20 protein-coding genes are annotated in these 18,205 nt (G+C 69.9%); 8 read left to right on the forward strand and 12 right to left on the reverse strand.

The annotated features are described in order from the left end of the window. Window positions 1-24: 24 nt before the first annotated feature. Window positions 25-723: a response regulator gene (locus ACK8OR_RS09495; protein ID WP_410189157.1), complete on the forward strand. Its 699-nt coding sequence runs from the start codon at window positions 25-27 to the stop codon at window positions 721-723. On the opposite strand, the gene ACK8OR_RS09500 is transcribed toward ACK8OR_RS09495, so the two are convergent. Next, the gene (locus ACK8OR_RS09500) at window positions 720-1,394 is read right to left on the reverse strand and encodes a GNAT family N-acetyltransferase (protein WP_410189158.1); all 675 of its coding nucleotides are present in this window, start codon (window positions 1,392-1,394) and stop codon (window positions 720-722) included. The two genes, ACK8OR_RS09495 and ACK8OR_RS09500, sit on opposite strands and share 4 nt — an antisense overlap. Beyond that, complete coding sequence (locus tag ACK8OR_RS09505) at window positions 1,391-2,149, reverse strand: SDR family NAD(P)-dependent oxidoreductase (protein WP_410189159.1); 759 nt, start codon at window positions 2,147-2,149, stop codon at window positions 1,391-1,393. Before ACK8OR_RS09505 ends, ACK8OR_RS09500 begins: the two co-directional genes overlap by 4 nt. 220 nt (window positions 2,150-2,369) lie before the next feature. Between ACK8OR_RS09505 and ACK8OR_RS09510 the strand changes: the two genes are divergently transcribed. The 5 genes from ACK8OR_RS09510 to ACK8OR_RS09530 are packed head-to-tail and all read left to right on the forward strand — an operon-like array spanning window position 2,370 to window position 5,484. Next, entirely contained in the window at window positions 2,370-2,876 is a 507-nt protein-coding gene (locus ACK8OR_RS09510) for a type III secretion system chaperone family protein (protein WP_410189160.1), read from the forward strand. Between the two features lie 49 nt (window positions 2,877-2,925). After that, window positions 2,926-3,717 carry a pyrroline-5-carboxylate reductase gene (gene proC / locus ACK8OR_RS09515; RefSeq protein WP_410189161.1) on the forward strand — a complete coding sequence of 264 codons (792 nt, stop codon included), beginning with the start codon at window positions 2,926-2,928 and terminating at the stop codon, window positions 3,715-3,717. Then, entirely contained in the window at window positions 3,714-4,052 is a 339-nt protein-coding gene (locus tag ACK8OR_RS09520) for a tRNA-binding protein (RefSeq protein ID WP_410189162.1), read from the forward strand. The genes proC and ACK8OR_RS09520 overlap by 4 nt, the downstream gene beginning before the upstream one ends. Continuing rightward, the gene (locus ACK8OR_RS09525; protein WP_410189163.1) at window positions 4,052-5,002 is read left to right on the forward strand and encodes a 2-hydroxyacid dehydrogenase; all 951 of its coding nucleotides are present in this window, start codon (window positions 4,052-4,054) and stop codon (window positions 5,000-5,002) included. Before ACK8OR_RS09520 ends, ACK8OR_RS09525 begins: the two co-directional genes overlap by 1 nt. Further along, a complete protein-coding gene (locus ACK8OR_RS09530; RefSeq protein ID WP_410189164.1) occupies window positions 5,002-5,484 on the forward strand; it encodes a methylated-DNA--[protein]-cysteine S-methyltransferase in 483 nt (160 codons plus the stop codon). Before ACK8OR_RS09525 ends, ACK8OR_RS09530 begins: the two co-directional genes overlap by 1 nt. A gap of 40 nt (window positions 5,485-5,524) precedes the next feature. Here ACK8OR_RS09530 and ACK8OR_RS09535 read toward each other — a convergent pair whose 3' ends face one another. From ACK8OR_RS09535 to ACK8OR_RS09570, 8 genes are all read right to left on the reverse strand, one after another. Then, window positions 5,525-6,970, reverse strand: coding sequence for an NAD-dependent succinate-semialdehyde dehydrogenase (locus ACK8OR_RS09535; protein WP_410189165.1), 1,446 nt, complete (start codon window positions 6,968-6,970; stop codon window positions 5,525-5,527). Between the two features lie 5 nt (window positions 6,971-6,975). Next, complete coding sequence (locus ACK8OR_RS09540) at window positions 6,976-7,926, reverse strand: aldose epimerase family protein (protein ID WP_410189166.1); 951 nt, start codon at window positions 7,924-7,926, stop codon at window positions 6,976-6,978. Next, window positions 7,923-8,825 carry a hydroxyacid dehydrogenase gene (locus tag ACK8OR_RS09545; protein ID WP_410189167.1) on the reverse strand — a complete coding sequence of 301 codons (903 nt, stop codon included), beginning with the start codon at window positions 8,823-8,825 and terminating at the stop codon, window positions 7,923-7,925. The genes ACK8OR_RS09540 and ACK8OR_RS09545 overlap by 4 nt, the downstream gene beginning before the upstream one ends. Before the next feature lie 124 nt (window positions 8,826-8,949). Continuing rightward, a complete protein-coding gene (locus tag ACK8OR_RS09550) occupies window positions 8,950-10,044 on the reverse strand; it encodes a Gfo/Idh/MocA family protein (protein ID WP_410189168.1) in 1,095 nt (364 codons plus the stop codon). After that, window positions 10,041-11,378 (reverse strand): L-fucose/L-arabinose isomerase family protein, encoded by a 1,338-nt coding sequence (locus ACK8OR_RS09555; RefSeq protein WP_410189169.1) that lies wholly within the window; start codon window positions 11,376-11,378, stop codon window positions 10,041-10,043. The genes ACK8OR_RS09550 and ACK8OR_RS09555 overlap by 4 nt, the downstream gene beginning before the upstream one ends. Next, window positions 11,375-12,409, reverse strand: coding sequence for a tagatose 1,6-diphosphate aldolase (locus ACK8OR_RS09560; protein ID WP_410189170.1), 1,035 nt, complete (start codon window positions 12,407-12,409; stop codon window positions 11,375-11,377). The genes ACK8OR_RS09555 and ACK8OR_RS09560 overlap by 4 nt, the downstream gene beginning before the upstream one ends. Continuing rightward, window positions 12,406-13,248 carry a PfkB family carbohydrate kinase gene (locus ACK8OR_RS09565; protein ID WP_410189171.1) on the reverse strand — a complete coding sequence of 281 codons (843 nt, stop codon included), beginning with the start codon at window positions 13,246-13,248 and terminating at the stop codon, window positions 12,406-12,408. Before ACK8OR_RS09565 ends, ACK8OR_RS09560 begins: the two co-directional genes overlap by 4 nt. Window positions 13,249-13,324: 76 nt before the next feature. After that, window positions 13,325-14,617, reverse strand: a complete 1,293-nt coding sequence (locus ACK8OR_RS09570) for a cytochrome-c peroxidase (protein WP_410189172.1) — start codon at window positions 14,615-14,617, stop codon at window positions 13,325-13,327. On the opposite strand from ACK8OR_RS09570, the gene ACK8OR_RS09575 reads away from it, so the two are divergent. Continuing rightward, window positions 14,606-15,085, forward strand: coding sequence for a tetratricopeptide repeat protein (locus tag ACK8OR_RS09575; RefSeq protein ID WP_410189173.1), 480 nt, complete (start codon window positions 14,606-14,608; stop codon window positions 15,083-15,085). The two genes, ACK8OR_RS09570 and ACK8OR_RS09575, sit on opposite strands and share 12 nt — an antisense overlap. A 43-nt stretch (window positions 15,086-15,128) precedes the next feature. Here the strand turns inward: ACK8OR_RS09575 and ACK8OR_RS09580 are convergent, their stop codons facing one another. After that, complete coding sequence (locus ACK8OR_RS09580) at window positions 15,129-15,941, reverse strand: class II aldolase/adducin family protein (protein ID WP_410189174.1); 813 nt, start codon at window positions 15,939-15,941, stop codon at window positions 15,129-15,131. Between the two features lie 116 nt (window positions 15,942-16,057). Between ACK8OR_RS09580 and ACK8OR_RS09585 the strand changes: the two genes are divergently transcribed. Beyond that, window positions 16,058-16,963 carry a LysR family transcriptional regulator gene (locus ACK8OR_RS09585; protein ID WP_410189175.1) on the forward strand — a complete coding sequence of 302 codons (906 nt, stop codon included), beginning with the start codon at window positions 16,058-16,060 and terminating at the stop codon, window positions 16,961-16,963. Window positions 16,964-17,030: 67 nt separating this feature from the next. On the opposite strand, the gene ACK8OR_RS09590 is transcribed toward ACK8OR_RS09585, so the two are convergent. Then, window positions 17,031-18,101, reverse strand: coding sequence for a TRAP transporter substrate-binding protein (locus ACK8OR_RS09590; protein ID WP_298436172.1), 1,071 nt, complete (start codon window positions 18,099-18,101; stop codon window positions 17,031-17,033). Window positions 18,102-18,205: the final 104 nt, after the last annotated feature.

Raw genomic sequence — 18,205 nt, forward strand, 5'->3', positions numbered from 1 at the left:
TCTCAGGAATCGGAGAAGACGACGATGGATGAAATCGCCCTCATGGCCCGCCCCGTTCCCACGCCCGCGCGACCCCTGTTCGGCCAGACGGTCCTTCTGGTCGAGGACAGCCGCTTCGCCTCCGAAGCGGTGCGCCTTCTGGCGCTTCGGTCCGGGGCGCGCATCCGCCGCGCCGATAGTCTCGCCGCCGCCGAGCGTCATCTCAACACCTACCGCGCCGGTATCGTGATCGTCGATCTGGGGCTGCCGGACGGCGACGGGCTCGACCTGATCGCCCGCCTGCGGACGGCGGCGCAGCGCCCCGACGTGGTGCTTGCCACCTCGGGCCGCGACGCCTCCGAGGTCGAGGCGGCGGCGCTCGACGCCGGGGCGGACGCGTTCCTTCCCAAGCCGATCGAGAGCCTGGCCGCCTTCCAGTCCGTCATCCTGGGCGCACTGCCCGACGACCAGCGCCCCAAGGGCCTGCGCGTGGTCGGCGCCGAAACGGTCGAGCCCGACCGCCTCGCGCTGTCCGAAGACCTGCTGCACGCCGAACGCCTGCTGGGCGACGGCTCGGTGCCGCCGGGCTTCGTCGCCGATTTCCTGCGCGGCGTCGCCCGTACGGGCCATGATGCGGCCCTGCTGTCGCAATCCGACAAGCTGGCCCGGCGCGCGGTCGACGACATTCGCCCCGCGCTTCACGCCCTCATCACCGAACGTCTGGCCGAGCCGCGGGTGGTCTAGGCGACGGTGGCGCCCGCCGCCTCGGCGACCATCACCGACAGCGACCGGGCCTGCCGGCCCTCGGCATCGAAATTATCGGCGTCGAGCCAGGCACGGTGCACGTCGCGGATGCGCGGCCAGTCGCCGTCGAGGATAGCGAACCACGCCGTATCGCGGTTGCGCCCCTTCACGACCATGTGCTGCCGGAACGTCCCGTCATAGCCGAACCCGTAGCGGCGCCCCGCCGCGAGGCTGGGGCCGTTCGCGGCGTCGCATTTCCATTCCACCCGCCGGAACCCCGCCGCGAAGGCCTGTTCGATCATCAGGTGAACCGCCTCGCTCGCCGCCCGCGTCCGCTGGAGCGCCGCCGACATCGCGATATGGCCGATCTCGATCACGCCGTTCGCGCGGTCCACGCGCAGGTAGGAGGCCACCCCCGCCCAGCCATCATCGCCCCGGATGGCATAGAAGACCGGATCGCTCGACGCGGCCGCCTCCGCCACCCAGTCCCGATAGGTGCCCGGATCGGCGAACGGTCCATAGGGCAGATAGGCCCACATCGCGTCATCGGCGCGGTTCGCCGCATCCAGCGCATCGGCATGGTCGACCGACAACCGCTCGAGCCGCGTCGCGGCCCCTTCCAGCACGGGCGCGGGCTCGAAGGTCAGCGGGGTCCAGTCGGCCAGCGTCATCGCGGCGTCATCCGGATCGCGCCGTCCAGCCGGATGACCTCGCCGTTGAGCATCGGGTTGCGCGCGATCTCGGCCACGAGCGACGCGAATTCCGAGGGCTGGCCCAGCCGCGACGGATACGGGACCTGCGCCCCGAGACTGTCCTGCACCTCCTGCGGCAGGCCCTGCAGCATCGGCGTCAGGAAGAGGCCCGGTGCCACCGCGACCACGCGGACGCCCCGCGACGCCAGGTCCCGCGCCATCGGCAGCGTCAGCGAAGCCACCCCGCCCTTGGACGCCGCATAGGCTGCCTGCCCGATCTGCCCCTCGTATGCCGCGACCGACGCGGTGTTCACGATCACCCCGCGCTCCCCGTCGGGGCCTTGCCCGTCCTGTGAAGACATGATCGCGGCGGCGGCCGAGGCACAGTTGAAAGTGCCGATCAGGTTGATCGCGATGACGCGCGCGAAAAGCTCCGGGTCATGCACGCCGTCCCGCCCGACGGTCTTGGCGGCGGGCGCGATGCCGGCGCAGTTGACCATCAGGTCCAGCCGTCCCGCGCCCGCGACCTCGGCCAGCACGGCGGCACAGGCCGCGGTATCCGTCACGTCGAGCGCGAAGAACCGGCCGCCGATCTCCTCGGCCAGCGCCGCGCCACCCGCATCGCGGTCGAGGATCGCGACCGATCCGCCCGCGGCCGCCACGTGCCGCGCGACCGCAGCGCCCAGCCCGCCGGCCCCGCCGGTGATCGCCGCCACGCATCCCTTCAACTCCATGCCGTCCCCTCCGATGCTTCGGCCCGAACGGTAGCGGAGGCGGGGACGGGCGCAAGTCGCGCACCCCGCGCGACGGCCACGATTAGCTGTGGAGAAGGCGAAACCCGCTCTTTACAGACCGTGCGCCCCGCTCCACCATATCTTGTGTGGGACGGGACGATCCAATCATAAGGCTCGCCCCCCACCCCAGACCTAGCGGCCAGAGCGGAAGGCTTCGACCATGCTCCATCAACGCGATCAGTTCTCCGAAACAGGCGACCTCCACCCCATCGACCTCGTCGAGACCGTGGCCGAGACCCATGAATGGGATTTCGACCGCGTCGGCGAGGATCAGATCGCCATGGTGGTCGAGGGCCAGTGGCGCAGCTATTCGGTTACCCTCGCCTGGTCCGAGACCGACGAGACGCTACGTCTGATCTGCTGCTTCGAGATGGAGCCGCCCGCCGACAGTCTGCCGCGTCTCTACGAGACGCTGAACCTCGCCAATGACCAGTGCTGGGCGGGGGCGTTCAGCTACTGGCTGGAACAGAAGATGATGGTCTATCGCTACGGCCTGGTGCTGGCGGGGGGCGCTTGCGCACAGGTCGAGCAGATCAACCAGATGGTCGCCGAGGCGATCCTCGCGGGCGAGCGCTACTACCCGGCGTTCCAACTGGTGTGCTGGGGCGGTCGCCGCCCGTCGGACGCGATGCAGATCGCGATGGCCGAAGCCTACGGCCACGCCTGACTTGCGCGCGGCCCCGGCGCGGCTAGGCTCGCGCCCCGGAGGTGGGACGATGGATTTCGAGGACGTCAACGCGCGCGGGCTGGTTCTCCTGGGCTGCGGCAAGATGGGGTCGGCGATGCTGGCCGGATGGCTGGAGCGGGGGCTGTCGGCTGCCGCCGTCACGGTGATCGATCCGGCGCCCTCGGCCTGGCTCCGGGGTACGGGTGTGGCGCTGAATACCGCCCTGCCCGATGCGCCCGCCCTCGCCCTGATCGCCGTCAAGCCGCAGATGATGGACGCGGCCCTGCCCGCCCTCCGGGCGCTGACGAACACGCTCTTCGTGACAGTCGCGGCAGGAACGCCCATCGCCGCCTACGAGGCCGCGCTGGGCGACATCCGCCTCGTTCGCGCCATGCCCAACACACCCGCCGCCGTCGGCCGGGGCATCACCGCGATCGTCGGGAACGCCGCCGCCACCGCCGCCGATCTCGACACCGCCGAAACCTTCCTCGCGGCGGTCGGAGAGGTCGTGCGGCTGGACCACGAGGACCAGATGGACGCGGTGACGGGCCTGTCGGGATCGGGCCCGGCCTATGTCTTCCACATGATTGAGGCGATGGCCGCGGCGGGTGAAGCGCAGGGCCTGGCCCCCGACCTCGCACTGCGGCTGGCACGCGCGACGGTCGCGGGCGCGGGCAAGCTGGCCATGACGGGCGAGGATCCGGCCCAGCTTCGGGTGAACGTCACCTCTCCGGGCGGCACGACGCAGGCCGGTCTCGAGGTGCTGATGCCTGCCCTGCCCGACCTGATGGCGCAAACGGTCGCCGCCGCCGCCGACCGCTCGCGGGAGTTGCGCGCATGACCGACATCACCTTCGACGACTTCCTGAAGGTCGATATCCGCGTCGGGCGCGTCACCCGCGCCGAGCCCTTTCCCGAGGCCCGCAAGCCCGCAATCAAGATGTGGGTCGATTTCGGCGCCGAGCTGGGCGAACGCAAGACCTCGGCGCAGGTGACGCGGCACTACACGCCCGAGGCGCTGGTCGGGCGGCAGGTCGTGGCCGTCGTGAACTTCCCGCCCCGCCAGATCGGACCCTTCATGTCCGAGGTGCTGGTGCTCGGTCTTCCCGACGCCGAGGGCGAGGTCGTCCTCCTGAGCCCGGACCAGGCGGTCCCCGATGGCGGGCGGATGCACTGATGGCCGAACGTCCCGCCCTCCTCGTCTCCCGCGCGCTGCCCGACAGCATCATGGCAGCCGCGCGCGACCGCTTCGACCTCACCGTGCGCGATACGACGCAACCGATGGACGCGGACGAATGCCGCGCGGCGCTGGCCGGGTATGATGTCGTCCTGCCGACGCTCGGCGACGCCTTTTCAGGCGTGTTCGACGGCGCGATCCGGGCGAAGGGCCTCGCGAATTTCGGCGTCGGCTACAACCATATCGACGTGGCCGGGGCACGCGGCGCGGGCCTCGTCGTGACCAACACGCCGGGTGCCGTCACCGACGCGACCGCCGACACGGCCATGACGCTGATCCTGATGACGGCGCGCCGTGCGGGCGAGGGCGAACGGCTCGTGCGCGCGGGCGACTGGCGCGGTTGGCATCCAGTGCAGATGCTGGGGATGCACGTCACCGGCAAGACCGTGGGCATCGTCGGGATGGGCCGGATCGGCCAAGCCATCGCAGAGCGGTGCCGTCTTGGCTTCGGGATGGATGTGGTGTTCTACAACCGCTCCGAGAAGACGGTCGAGGGCGCGCGGCAACTGGGCTCCGTCGCCGAGGTCTGCGTCGCCGCGGACATCGTGGTCACAGCCGCCGCCGCCACGCCCGAAACACGGCATATCATCGGGCCGGATGCGCTTGCGGCGATGCGGCCCCATGCGATCTTCGTGAACATCGCGCGCGGCGATCTCGTGGACGAGGCGGCGCTGATCGAGACGCTGCAGGCGGGTCGCATCGCGGGCGCCGGGCTCGACGTCTACGAAGACGAACCCCACGTCCCCGCCGCACTCCGCGCGCTGGAAAACGCGATCCTCTTGCCGCACCTCGGAACGGCGGCGCTGGAAGTGCGCGAGGCAATGGGCCGGATGGCGCTCGAAAACGCGATCGCCATCGCCGAAGGACGCGACCCGCCGAACCCGGTGTGATGGGCACGCGCACACCGCTCGACACGCCGCTCGGCCAGCTGCATCTCGTGGCCGACGGCGGCGCGCTGGCCGCGATCCACTGGTCCGACGCGCCCCCGGACCTGCCGCTCGACCCGGACGTGTTGCCCGAGGCCCGAGGCCAGATCGCCGCGTATTTCGACGGGCGCCTGACGCGCTTCGACCTCGCGCTGGCGCCCGGAGGCACGCCCTTTCAGCAGGAGGTCTGGCGCGCGCTCCGCCACATCCCGCAGGGCCAGACCCGCAGCTATGGCGAGATCGCCGCCGCCATCGGCCGCCCGAAAGGCGCGCAGGCCGTGGGGCAGGCCAACGGCGCCAACCCGATCCCCATCGTCATTCCCTGCCACCGCGTCGTCGCCAATGACGGCGGCATCGGCGGGTTCTCGGGCGGGCTCGACATCAAGCGACGGCTTCTGGCCCATGAGGGTGCGCCGTTCGAGCCCGAGCAGCCCCGGCTTCTCTAGGGCGCGACCACCGGGCCGTCTGACGGCCCGGCCGCCTGCGTCAGATTCCGTCCACGCAGACGTATTTCGTCTCGAGGTAGTCCTCCAAGCCTTGGCTGCCGCCTTCCTTGCCGAGCCCGCTTTCCTTCACGCCGCCGAACGGCGCCTCGACGGTGGTGATGAGGCCCGAATTGATCCCGATCATCCCGTATTGCAGCCCCTCGTTGAGCCGGAACGCGCGACCCAGATCGGCGGTATAGGCATAGCAGGCGAGTCCATAGACCGTGTCGTTGGCCATCTCGATCGCCTCCTCTTCGGTCTCGAAGCGGAAGATCGGGGCCAGCGGGCCGAAGATCTCCTCGCTGGCGAAGCGCATCGCCTGGGTCGCGCCGGTCATCACCGTCGGCTCGAAGAAGGTGCCGCCTTTGCCGTGCCGCCCGCCGCCCGTCACGACCTCGGCCCCCTTCGACGTGGCGTCCTCGACGAAGGCCTCGACCTTCTCCACCGCGTCCATGTCGATCATCGGTCCCTGCTCGACGCCCTTTTCCCGACCGTCGCCGACCTTCATCGCGCGGGTCTTCTCGACCAGCCGTTCGACGAAGGCGTCGTGGATGCCCGACTGGACGTAGATGCGGTTGGCGCAGACGCAGGTCTGGCCCGCATTGCGGAACTTCGAGACCATCGCACCCTCGACCGCGCGGTCCAGATCGGCATCGTCGAACACGAGAAACGGCGCGTTGCCGCCCAGCTCCATCGAGACCTTCTTCACGGTATCCGCCGACTGCCGGATCAACTCCTTGCCGACCTCCGTGGACCCGGTGAACGTCACCTTACGGACCCGTGCGTCGTCCATGATCGCGCCCGCGATCTCGCGCGCCGATCCGGTCACGACGTTCACCACGCCCGCCGGATAGCCGACCTCCTCGGCCAGGGCGCCCCAGGCCAGGCCGCTATAGGGCGTGGCCGTCGCGGGCTTGGCCACCACCGTGCAACCGACGGCCAGCGCGGGCGCAACCTTCCGGGCCAGCATCGAGCTGGGGAAGTTCCAAGGCGTGATCATGCCCACCACCCCGATGGCATGTTTGGTAACGAGGATGCGGCGGCCGTTCACGCCCGCGGGCACGATCTCGCCCTTGGCGCGGCGGGCTTCTTCGGCGAACCAGCGGACATATTGCGCGCCGATGGCGATTTCGCCCATCGCTTCGGCCAAGGGCTTGCCCATCTCGACGGTCAGAAGCTCGGCCAGGTCCTTCTGATGGTCCATCAGCGCGTCGTGCAGCTTCCAGAGAAGGCCGCACCGCTCCATCAGAGATATGTCACGGAACGCCGGGAAGGCCGCCGCCGCCGCATCGATGGCGCGCGCGGTCTCGGCGCGGCCCCCCTTCGGGACCGTACCGATCACCGACCCGTCCACCGGGTTCGTCACGTCGATGGTCTCGCCCCCGTCCGCGCCGACCCAGTCGCCGCCGATCAGGTTCGCCTGCTTCATCCAATCCTGGAACGCCATCGTCCTCACCTCCTCGAAAATCGAAATTCCGTCGTTTGCTCATAGGTCTCGCCCGGGCGGAGCACCGCGCTGGGGAAGCCCGCATGGTTGGGCGCATCGGGCCAGACCTGCGGCTCGAGCGCGACGCCGGCATGGGCGCGGTAGACGCGCCCCTCCAGCCCCGGCACCTGCGTGTTCAGCTTGGCGCCGTCATAGACCTGCAGGCCCGGTTCGGTCGTAGCCACCGCCATCTCGAGCCCGCCCGTACGCAGCCACGCCGCCTCGCGCAGCGGCACGCGGGCGTCCGACAGGCAGAGATTGTGGTCCAGAAGCCCCGCCGCCGGCAGGGCCCGCCCGGACCGGAAGTCGAATTCGGTCCCGTCCACGGGCGCGACACCCGTCGGGATCAGGTCGTCATCCACGGGCACGTAGCGATCCGCCGCGACGGTCAGGACATGGTCGGCGACCGTCGCCGCCCCGTCGAGATTCCAATACGTATGATGCGCCAGGTTGCAGAGCGTCGGCGCATCGCAGGTCGCACGATAGGTCACCCGCAGAACCGCGCCGGGTGCACAGACGTAACGCGCCTCGATCCGCATCCCGCCGGGAAACCCCATCTCGCCATCCGCGAGGTCGATGGCGAAGGTGATCGCGTCATCTCCGTGGCCCGTCACGTCCCAGACCCGCTTGCCGATCCCGGCCGATCCGCCATGCAGCGTATGGCGTTCCTTGAAGTTGGGATCGGTCCGGTGCGCCACCCCGTCGAGCTCGAACCGTGCCTCCCCGATCCGGTTCGCCATCCGCCCGGCCGTCGCACCCATGTAGTTCGAGTGCTCCGGATAGTGATCCAGATCCGCCAGCCCCAGCACCAACGGATGATCGATCCCGTCGAGCCGGAGGTCGTGCAGGACCGCGCCCAGATCGGTGAACACCGCGGTTAGGCCATGGCCCCGGATGGTGAAGGCCGGCCGGCTCATCCGAGGCCCAGATGATCGGCCACGGCGCGCGCCGTCATCTCCGAGACGCGCGTGTTCGCCTCGGCGGTCACGCCGCCGATATGCGGCGTCAGGATCAGGTTCGGCACCTCCGCGAAGGAATGCGCCGCGTCCAGCGGTTCGGCCGCGAAGGTATCGAGCGCCGCCCCCGCGAGATGCCCGGACCGGAGCGCATCGCAGACCGCCGCCTCGTCCACGATCCCGCCCCGCGCCGCGTTGACCAGCACCGCGCCCGGCTTCATTGCCGCCAGCGCGTCCGCGTTCACCATGTCGCGCGTCTCGTCGGTCAGTGGCACGTGCAGCGAGACGACATCCGCCACGGCCAGCACCTCGGCCACGCTCGCCTCCCGCGCGCCCTCGAAATCCGTCGCATAGGGGTCGGCCGCCACGACCTCCATCCCGAGCGCGCGCCCCAGCGCGCCCGTCTTCCGCGCGATCTCGCCGTAGCCGACCAGACCCAGCACCTTGCCCGCGATCTCGCGCCCCTGTCCCGCGACCCCGCGCGGCCAGTCCCCGGCCTCCATCGCCGGGCGCATCATGTAGGCGCCGCGCAAGAGGATCGCCGCCGTCGTCACCACGTACTCCGCGACCGAAAGCGTGTTGGCCCCCGTCGCCGGGAACACGGCGATTCCCTTCGCCGCACAGCCGTCGAGGTCGATATTGTCGAGGCCGACACCCAGCCGCCCGACGCAAGCGAACCCGGCATCCAGAAGCGCCCCTCGCACCTGCGTCCGGTTACGCACGATCAGCCCCTGTACCCCATCCGCCAGCCGCGCCAGATCGTCCGGCCGGTCGGGCAGATCCGGCTCGTAGACCACCTCGGCCCGCGCCCGCAGCCAGTCGACCCAGGCCTCGTCCATGAATTCGGTGATCAGGATCATCGGCCCATCGTCCCTTCACGTCCCATTAAGGTTAACGCGCGCCCGCCCGATCCTCTGGCCCGAAATACCTCGGGGGGCCGCCGAAGGCGGCGGGGGCAGCGCCCCCTCCCCGCGCGGGGTCCACTCACGGACCCCGCCCCAGAAGCGAGATCGCCTCGCCCGAGCGCGCGGATTCCTCGGCCGCCTCGCCCACCAGCACGGACCAGTAGCCGTCCTCCAGCGTCACCTCGGGCACGTTCCCGCCCCGGCGCACCAGCTCCAGGAACCGCTGGTGCTGGTAGAAGGTCGAGCCATGGTGGTCGCCCGCGATCAGAAGCTCGGGCGGTGTGTGGATCACCTCGCGCACCTCTTCCTTCAGGGCGCGGACGCTGGTGACGAACTCGGCCTCGCGCGGTGCGCCGTCCGGCGCGAAGCGCGCAGGTCCGGGGATCAGCGCGTCGCAGCGGGCCTTCGGGCCGGTGACCGCGACGAATTCCTGCCAGTGCGAGCCTTCCGCGAACATGCACAGGTCCAGCATCCCGCGTGTCCCGTTGGCGAAATCGACGATGACATAGGCGTTGTCCACGATGTCGGGCACGCCGCCCGCATAGCGCTCGTCGCGATGGTTCACATCGACGCCGCCGCTGGCATACACGCGCACCGGGTCGGATTGCACGATCAGCCGCATCAGGTCCCAGAAATGGCAGCATTTCTCGACCAGCGTGCCGCCGGTGCGCGCATTGAAGCGGTTCCAGTCGTCGACCTTGGGCAGGAACGGGAAGCGATGCTCGCGGATCGAGACCATGCGCGGGTCGCCCACCGCGCCCTGTTCGACCGCCTGCAACAGCCTCTGGATCGGCGGCATGTATCGGTATTCCATCGCCACCCAGATGGGCGCGCGGCGGCCCTTGGCCATGTTGAGAAGATCGCGACAGGCAGCGCTGGTCGTCGCCAGCGGCTTTTCGACGAGGATCGGCTTGTCCGTCGCCATCAGCCGCTGCAGCAACCCGGCATGGAGGTCGTTGGGCGCGGCCACCAGATAGACGTCGCACTCGCCCTCCGCGATCAGGTCGTCGGCCGTCAGGAAACCCTTGGCGCTTTCGGCGGTGGCCATGGAAAGGCGGCGCATCGCCTCGTCGGGATCGGCCACGGCGGTCACGCGCGCGTCGCCCAGAAGGTTGATGTTGCGGATATGCTCCTGCCCCATCATGCCCGCGCCGATCAGGCCGTATCGGATCATCGCGCGGCCTCCCGCGCCGCGCCGAGTTCCAGCACCGGAACGCCCAGGCCCGCCGCGACCCCTGCCAGCGCGTCCGCGTAGTCGCCATAGGCCAGCGCCATGTGGTGCTCCAGACCGCTGGCCATCACGTCGCGGCAGACCGCGTCCGCGCCCCGGTCGAACCGCACCGTCCCGCTGGTGCCCGTGAAGGCCATCGGCGCGTCCGTCACTTCGCCCGTGGCGATGACCACCTGCGCGCGCCCATGGGCCTGACTCAGCCGGAAGAGCGTCACGCGCCCCGGTTTCAATGCGAATTCCATCAGAAGCGCCTGCTTGCGGTTGGTATGGACCGTGGCACCCCGCGCGCCCGCCGCCATTGATGCGGGCGCCTGCCCGCAATGCCAGACGACGCCGGTCTCGCCGTCCATGTCCACCAGATCGGCAAGGAAAACCGGGGCGTCCGCCACGTCCTGCAGGATCGCTTGCGTCACGGCGCCGTAGACATCCGCCTCGCAGGCGCAGGGCGTGCGCGCCTCGCCCAGCATCGAGACGGGGCCACAGACCGCGCCGCCGTATTCGGTGAAGGTCTCTGGCCAGCAGCGGATGGCCATGGCGTCGAAACGATGCTCGGCCCGCAGATCGTCCAGCGCGCCGGCCAGCCGCAGCGACCGGTCGAGCTCACCCGCGTCCAATTCCGCCACACCGCCCAGCGCCTCGGCCTGCGCGACATGCTCGGGCCGGGCGGGCGTGGCGCGCGCGCGGTCGAAGAGGTCCGGCAGGGTCAGTTCGGTCACTTCAGCGCCGGTCAGGCCCCGAAGTGCCGCGGCATCGTAGGCGCAGGTGTCGAACCCCTCGGGCCGCTCGCCGATGCGCGCGATCTTCAGGTCGCGGCGGATGGCGCGTGGGGCCGCATCCGTCGCCACACCAAGGACCGGTGCCACCTCGGGCCCGCTCAGCAGCGCGTCGAGATCGACCGTGTCGCCGTAAGCCCAGGCGAAGCGCCGATTGTTGAGGCCGAGCGCGTGGCTCAGGAGGTTGAGGCCGCAGAACGCGTTCAGCCGCAGCCGCCCGCCGACCCGCGGCTCGGGCACGGCCCAGATCGCGACGCGGCCCGCGAACCCCGTCGCGGCGCGCGTGGCGAAAGCCGCATCGGTGAAGGTGACCTGCAGGATCAGGAGCACGTCCGCCCCGGACACGGCGTCGAGCGCGCCCTCGTCCGGCCCCATCAGGAGCGCGCGCGACCCGACCACCTCGTGCCCGCTCGCGTCGAGGGCCGCCAGCATCGCGGCCAGCTTCTCCTCGGCGAAGGCGACGTCGAAGGTCGGGCGCGCCAGGGGCAGGATGCCGATCTTCACGAAATGTCTCCGTAGCTCCGGCGGAAGGTCTCGGTCGGGTCACAGAACGCGAGGCCCTTGCCGCCGTAGACGTCGTGGCGATGCCAGGGCGTCGCCTTCTCATCGGTCAGGACGTTGAGCTCTTCCATGTAGGGAACCGAGTCGCGGACGAGCCCCTCGCCCATCGCGTCCCAGTCGGGATAGGACCTGAACGCGTCGAGCCAGATCGCCCGCCCGGCGAGGTAGCCCGACGCCCCGGCGGCATAGGCGTAGTCGAGGACCGTCTTGAAATCGGGCTTGTCGGCCCCCGCCGACAGCATCACCCATGGGCGTCCCGCCGCGCGACCCAGCTCGCCGAAGAGCGCCTGCACACCCGTGTCGCCCGGCGTGATGCCCTTTGCGGGCACCGGGCTTTCCAGCTTGAAGACATCGACGCCGTAATCGTCGCCCGCGAAGGCCTCGACCGATTTCAGGACGTGATCGGAATGCTTCGTCGCCATCTCGGTGTAGTCGGAGGTCTGTTCGGCATCGCTCTCGATCGGGTGGACCAGCAGCTCGAAGAGGAACGGGATGTCGAACCGCGCGCAGGCCTCGCCGATGCGCTTGACGAAATCGTGCTGCGCCTGCGCGACCTCCTCGGAGATGTCGGGCCGATACCACGCCAGCACCTTCACGGCGTCGCCGCCCATCCGCTTGATCTTGCCCACCGACCAATCGTCGATCTCGGCCGACCGGCGGCCTTGGCCGGTCTCGACGAAGAGACTGTCCTCCAGCGTCACGATCAGACCCTTCCTGGGGTCGAACACCTCCCAGCCGTGGGGGATCGCGAAATGCGGGTCGAGCAGCATCGCCGTCGACGAGGGCTGCAACGCCTCCAGCAGCATCGTCTTGACGCGCGCCACGTCCTCCCACGGCGCCTCGCCGCCATGATGCTCCGCGATCGGGCCCTTGATCGGCGGGCGTTGGTCGACGGCGGTCATTTTGAAGAGACCGGCGGCGTCGGACATGCGGCGGAAGCCCAGCTGTTTGCCGGGGGTGAGCGTGATGGTCATGAACCCTCCAGGTCGCGCGCCACGGGATAGACCTCCCACCCCCCGGCGCGCGTGCATTTGATCGCCGCCGCACGGTTGGCGAAATCCGACGCGGCGTCCAGTGCTTCCCCGCGTCCGAGCGCCAACGCAAACGCCCCGTGCCACAGATCGCCCGCCCCGAGCGTGTCGACCGCATCGACCTCGCGCGCCGGCACATGGGGTCCGTCGGCCCAGCGCACGCCGTCCGGCCCGTCGGTATAGGCCACCGCGCCCGGCAGCCGCGCTGCCGCATCCGCCAGCGCCCGATCGAGCGCGTCGATCCCGGTGAAGTCCCGCAGGCCCGGCGCGCTGAAGACGACATGCGACGCTTGCGCGGCCAGCGGCGCGGGCGTGTATTTCTCGCCGTCGAGCACGCCCGGTCGCCCCGCCGCCCGCGCGGCGGCAAGCACCGTCTCCGCCGCTTCGGGCCAACGGCAATCGGCGAGGACCGCGTCGAAATCCGGCAGGGGCGGCGGCTCGGTCGGCAGATGCGCACCGGGAAAGTTGACGATCATCCGTTCGCCCGACGCGTCCACCATCACCGACGACAGCGGCGTCCGCCCGCCCCGCGCCAGCATCGGCGTCACGCCCTGACCGTCCAGAAGCGCCGCCAGTTCGTCGCCTGCCCCGTCCTGACCCGCGCGCGACAGGAGCGTGACACGCGCACCCAGCCGGGCCGCACCCACCGCCGCGTTCGCAGCACAGCCGCCGCCGATCCGCTGGAAGCTGTGGGAGCGGTGCTTGCCCTCGCCCTCGGGCAGCGCGTCCATCCGGTGGACGTAATCCATCACGGCGATGCCGCAGACCAGAAGCCGCGTCATCGCGCCACGTCGCCGCCGGGGAAAAATCTTCGGGAAGATTTTTCCCCATTTTCTGCGGTGAGAAAATGACCGCGCATCAGTCGACCGGCAGTCCGCTGGGAACCGTGTCGGGTCGTCCCAGCCGCCCGTGCCGACTTGCCCCGCCCTCCAGCGCGCCGAGGAACGCGACCAGATCCGCAATGTCGCCGTCGCCGAGTTCGACCGGCACGATATCGACCCGCGCCGCCATCCGCGCCATCTCGCGGCGGTCGTCCCGGATCGCGAAATCGACCGCGGCCAGCCACGGGGCATCAGGCAGCTTGGCGAGGTCAGGTGTCCAGGCGGCCAGCGCGCCAAGCGGATCGGCGTGATGCCGGATGATCCCCTCGAGCGTCGGATATGCGCCGTTATGACCGTAAGGCGCGGTCAGTGTCACGTTGCGCAGGGACGGCGTGCGGAAGCGATAGGCGTCGTCCAGGTCGTCGGTCTCGGCCATGCGTCCGGTATCGCGCGGCAGGGGATCGAAGCGGCGGGTGCGACCGGGGCCGAAGGGCGGCAGTGCCAGCGCGTGAAAATCGTGATCGGTGAAGAGCGGCCCCGAATGGCACGACGCGCAATTCGCCGCTCCGAAGAACAGCGCACGGCCCCGCTCCTCGGCCGGGGCGAGCGGGGTGCCGTCGAGATAGGCGTCCCAGGGCGCATCCAGCGAGCGCCATTCCGAACCCATGAAGTCCGCCAGCGCGATCGCGATATGGGTGATCGTCACGTCCTCGGCGGCGGTCACGTCGTCGAAGGCGGCGATGAAGGCGTCGCCATAGGCCGGGATCGTGCGGACCCGCTTGGCGAGGATCGGCCAGCCGAGATCGATGCGGTCGCCGACGGCGCCCGTCACCTCGTTCTCGCCCACGTTGCCCGCCATCTCGAACTGCGCCGTCATCGGGAACAGCGCCTGCACCGCCAGAAGCGTCGGAAGGCCGTCGGGCAGCCATTCCTCGGCGGGCGTGTCGTAGCCGTTGTCATAGGCCTCCGAGAGCGAGACCCGCCCGTCATGGAAGAACCGCTCGAACTCGGTCGCGCCGACGTTCCAGAGTGCGGGCGCATGGCGCGGCACGCGCTTGCGGATCGCCGCGGCCCCCGCCCCTGCGGTGCGCTTCGGCCCCAGCCCCTCGCCCCCCTCGCCGATGCCCAGCGACAGCCCATCGCCCGAGAACGTCTCGTGGTGGTGGCATGTCCCGCAGGAGATGTTGCGGTTCCCCGACAGGATGGGGTCGTAGAACAGGAGCCGCCCGATCTCGGCCCGCGCGGGATCGAAGGGATGGAAGGTCACCTCTTCCGCCAGGGCGGGCGCCGCCGCTAGGGTCAGCGCGAGGAGAAGACGATGAACTGCCATGTCGCGATCTTGGCCACCCTGCTGGTGGTGTCCAGCCCCGCCCGCGCCGATATCGAGGACGCGCGCGACCTGATGGAGGCGGGCCGCTTCGCCGAGGCCCGCGCCGCGCTCTGGCCGGCCGCGCGGTCCGGCAACGCCGATGCCGAGGAGCTGATCGGCGTCATGTACGCGCTGGGCCTCGGGGTCGAGCGCGACCCGGTCCGCGCCTTCGACTGGTATCTCCGCTCGGCGATGAAGGGCCATCCCGGCGCGCAATCGGGCGTCGGCTGGTACTACGAGGTCGGCCTCGGCATGCCCGCGCCGGACCTCGTCCGCGCCTATCTGTGGTACGTGCTTTCGGCCATCGGCGGCGATCCCGATGCCGCCATCAGCCAAGAGGAGGTCGTCAAGAAGATGACCCCCGAGCAGATCGCCCACGCCCTCGTGCTGGTCGAGGATTACAAGGTCTGGATGTATCCGTTCCGGTGAGGGTGCGCCCGACCGCCTCCCACGGTCGGGCGCGCGGCCCCGGTCAGTCGAGCATGTCCGGGGCGTCCTGCGCCAGTTGGTTCCAGATGGTCTGGAAATGCAGCCAACCGATATAGTCCGAGCCGACATGCTCGCGCGAGTAGCGGGCCCGGTCCTCGGGGATGCGGATCGGGTCGATGCCGGTCGCCGCCAGCGCGAGCTGCTGCTGGCAGCACCGCTCCAGCGCGATGAACCAGAAGGCCGCCGAATCGATCGAGTGACGCGACGCCGTCAGCAGCCCGTGGTTCTGGTGCAGCGCCGCCTTTACGCCCTTGAACGCTACCGCCACGTCCGAACCCGCATGGTTCTCGACGGCGACCGCGCCCGCCTGGTCGCCGATCACCACGTGATCCTCGAAGAACGCACAGGCATCCTGCGTCACCGGGTCGATCGGGCGTCCCGTCGCGCACCACGCGGTGCCGTAGGTCGTGTGCGCGTGGCACATCGCGATGATGTCGGGATGCGCCTCGTGGACATTGGCATGGAGCACGAAGCCCGCGCGGTTCACCGCATGGGTGCCCTCGATCACCGTGCCCTCGTGATCGACGAGGATCAGGTTCGACATCTTCACCTTGTCGAAATGAACGCACATCGGGTTCGTCCAGTAGAGCTCCGGACGCTCGGGATCGCGGACGGTCAAATGGCCCGCGAAGCCGTAGTCGAAGCCCTCGGCGGCGAAGGCGCGGCAGGCGGCGACCAGACGTTCCTTGCGATGACGCCGCTCCTCGTCGACGCTGTCGAAATGGGGCTCGTAGGGAAATTCGAGGCCGGTCTGTTCCGGCTGGTAGATCGAGACGCGGTTGCCGAGGTCGAGCATCGTGGGTCCTCCGGGCGCGCGGGCGCCGCATGGGGTGACGGATTGGGTGGCCGGAGGATGCCGCGCGGCGCCGCGTCGCGCAACGCCGCGGCGGTGATGACACTTATGGTGCACGCGTGAAGGACGACCGACTCCTCCAGATGCGGGTCTTCGTGGCCGTGGTCGAAGCGGGGGGCTTCACCGCCGCCGCGCATCGGCTGGGCACCGGGCAACCCTTCGTCTCGCAATCGGTGCGGCGGCTGGAAGACCGGCTCGGGACGAAACTCCTGCATCGAACCACGCGTGAGGTCCGCCCCACGGACGAGGGCCTGCGCTACGCCGAAGGCGCGCGCGTGGCCCTCGACGCCGTCGAGCGGGCCGAGGGCGAGACCCGCGACGGCGCGGCGCGCATCGCAGGCACCCTGCGCGTCTCGGCCCCGCTGGCCTTCGGGCTCGACCGGATCGCGCCGCTCCTGCCCGGCTTCCTCGACAGCCACCCCGCGCTCGACCTGTCGCTGGTGCTGACCGATGATAGCGTCGACCTAGTGGCCGACGGGATCGACGTGGCCATCCGCATGGGTCGCCTGCCCGATAGCGGCCTGACGCTGCGCCGCCTCTGCGATCTGCGCCGCGTCGTGGTCGCGGCACCCGCCTTCCTGGCCCGCCACCCCGTGCCCGAAACGCCGCGCGACCTCGACGCGCTTCCGGTTCTCGCATGGGCGGGCGCGCGCGAGCACCTGAACGCCTGGCCCTTCTCGATCGACGGCGAGCGCTGGACGTTCCAGGCGCGCGGGCGGTTCCGCTCGAACGAGGGGCTGTCGCTGGTGCAGATGTGCGAGGCGGGGTTCGGGATCATGCGCTGCGCCGAGCATCTGGCACGTCCCGCCATTCGCGAGGGTCGCCTCGTCCCCCTGCTCGAAGCGTATACCGAGGCCGATGACGGCGCGGTCCACGCGGTCTTCCTGCCCGACCGCATGCTCCCCGCCCGTGTGCGCGCCTTCGTCGATCACATCGCCGCGGCCCTGCGCGCGCCGGACTGGTAGCGCTGGAGTCGAACCGAAACGGGGCGGCCCGAAAGCCGCCCCGGTCGTCACACCCGTCCGGGTGCGATCACTGCATGTCCATGTCGCGGCGGGCGCCGACACTTTCCTCGGCGGTCGCGATGGCCGCGCGGAAGTTGGCCAGCATCTCCTCGCCGCCGTCCACGTTCGACGCGAACCAGTCATAGACCGGCGCCGCGGCGTCCTGGAATGCCTGCTTCTCGTCGGGCGTCAGCACGTAGAGATCGCCACCCCCGGCCACGAACTCCTCGTAGGCCTGGATCGACTTGCGCTTCGGCGAGGCGAAGGTCGCCTGCTGCAGCGCCGAGAACCCGTCGACGATGACGCGCTTCATGGCGTCGTCCATCTCCTGGAACTTGGCGTTGTTCATCACCCAAATGGCGGCCATGTAGGCGTGCCCGTCCAGCGTGACGTATTGCAGGCCGGCATCGGGGAACTTCATGCCCATGATGTCGGTGATGCCGTTCTTCGAGCCTTCGACCACGCCCGTCTGGAACGAGGTGAAGAGCTCGGGCCACGGGATCGGCGTCGGCGAGGCACCCAGCGCGCGCACCAGCTCCTGCGGGAGGTCGGCGACCACGGTGCGGATCTTCAGGCCCTCCATGTCGGCGGGCGCGGCCACGCGGCGCTGCGTGTTGGCGAAGTTGCGCCAGCCGCCGGTGTTGCCCACGGTCATGATGCGGATCGCGTCACCGGAATCCTCCAGCGCCTTCGAGCGGAGCTGGCTGACGAGGTCGGTGTTCGTCAGCACCTCCTCGGCGATGCGGTCATCGGCCATCAGGTAGGGCAGGTCGAAGATCTGCACGTAGGGGAAGATGCCCGCGGCGCCACCCGAGGTGGTCACGAAGATGTCGATCGACCCGTCGGCCACGCCCTGCAGGCACTCGGCCCCGTTCGAGCAGAGCTGCGTGCCGATGAAGAGCTCGACCGTAATCGCGCCGTTGGACGCGTTCTCGACGTAGTTCTTGAAGACCACGAGCCCGTCGTAATCCTCGTCGTTCTCGTTCGAGTTCGCGGTGGCGCGGATGTTGATGGCGTGGCCGTCCGCCCAGGCCGCGACGCCTGGAAGCGTCACGAGCGCGGCCAGCGCACCGGCCTTCAGCATGGATGCGAATTTCATTTCTGTCCTCCCTGTCGGGGCCTCATGTGCGTGCCCCCGTTCTCTTGCCGGTCGCAGGCGATCCCTCCTCCCGGCATCGATCTCCGCCGCCGGGGCCGAGGGTC

This window comes from Jannaschia halovivens (genome assembly GCF_046452375.1).
Classification (GTDB): Bacteria; Pseudomonadota; Alphaproteobacteria; order Rhodobacterales; family Rhodobacteraceae; genus Jannaschia; species Jannaschia halovivens.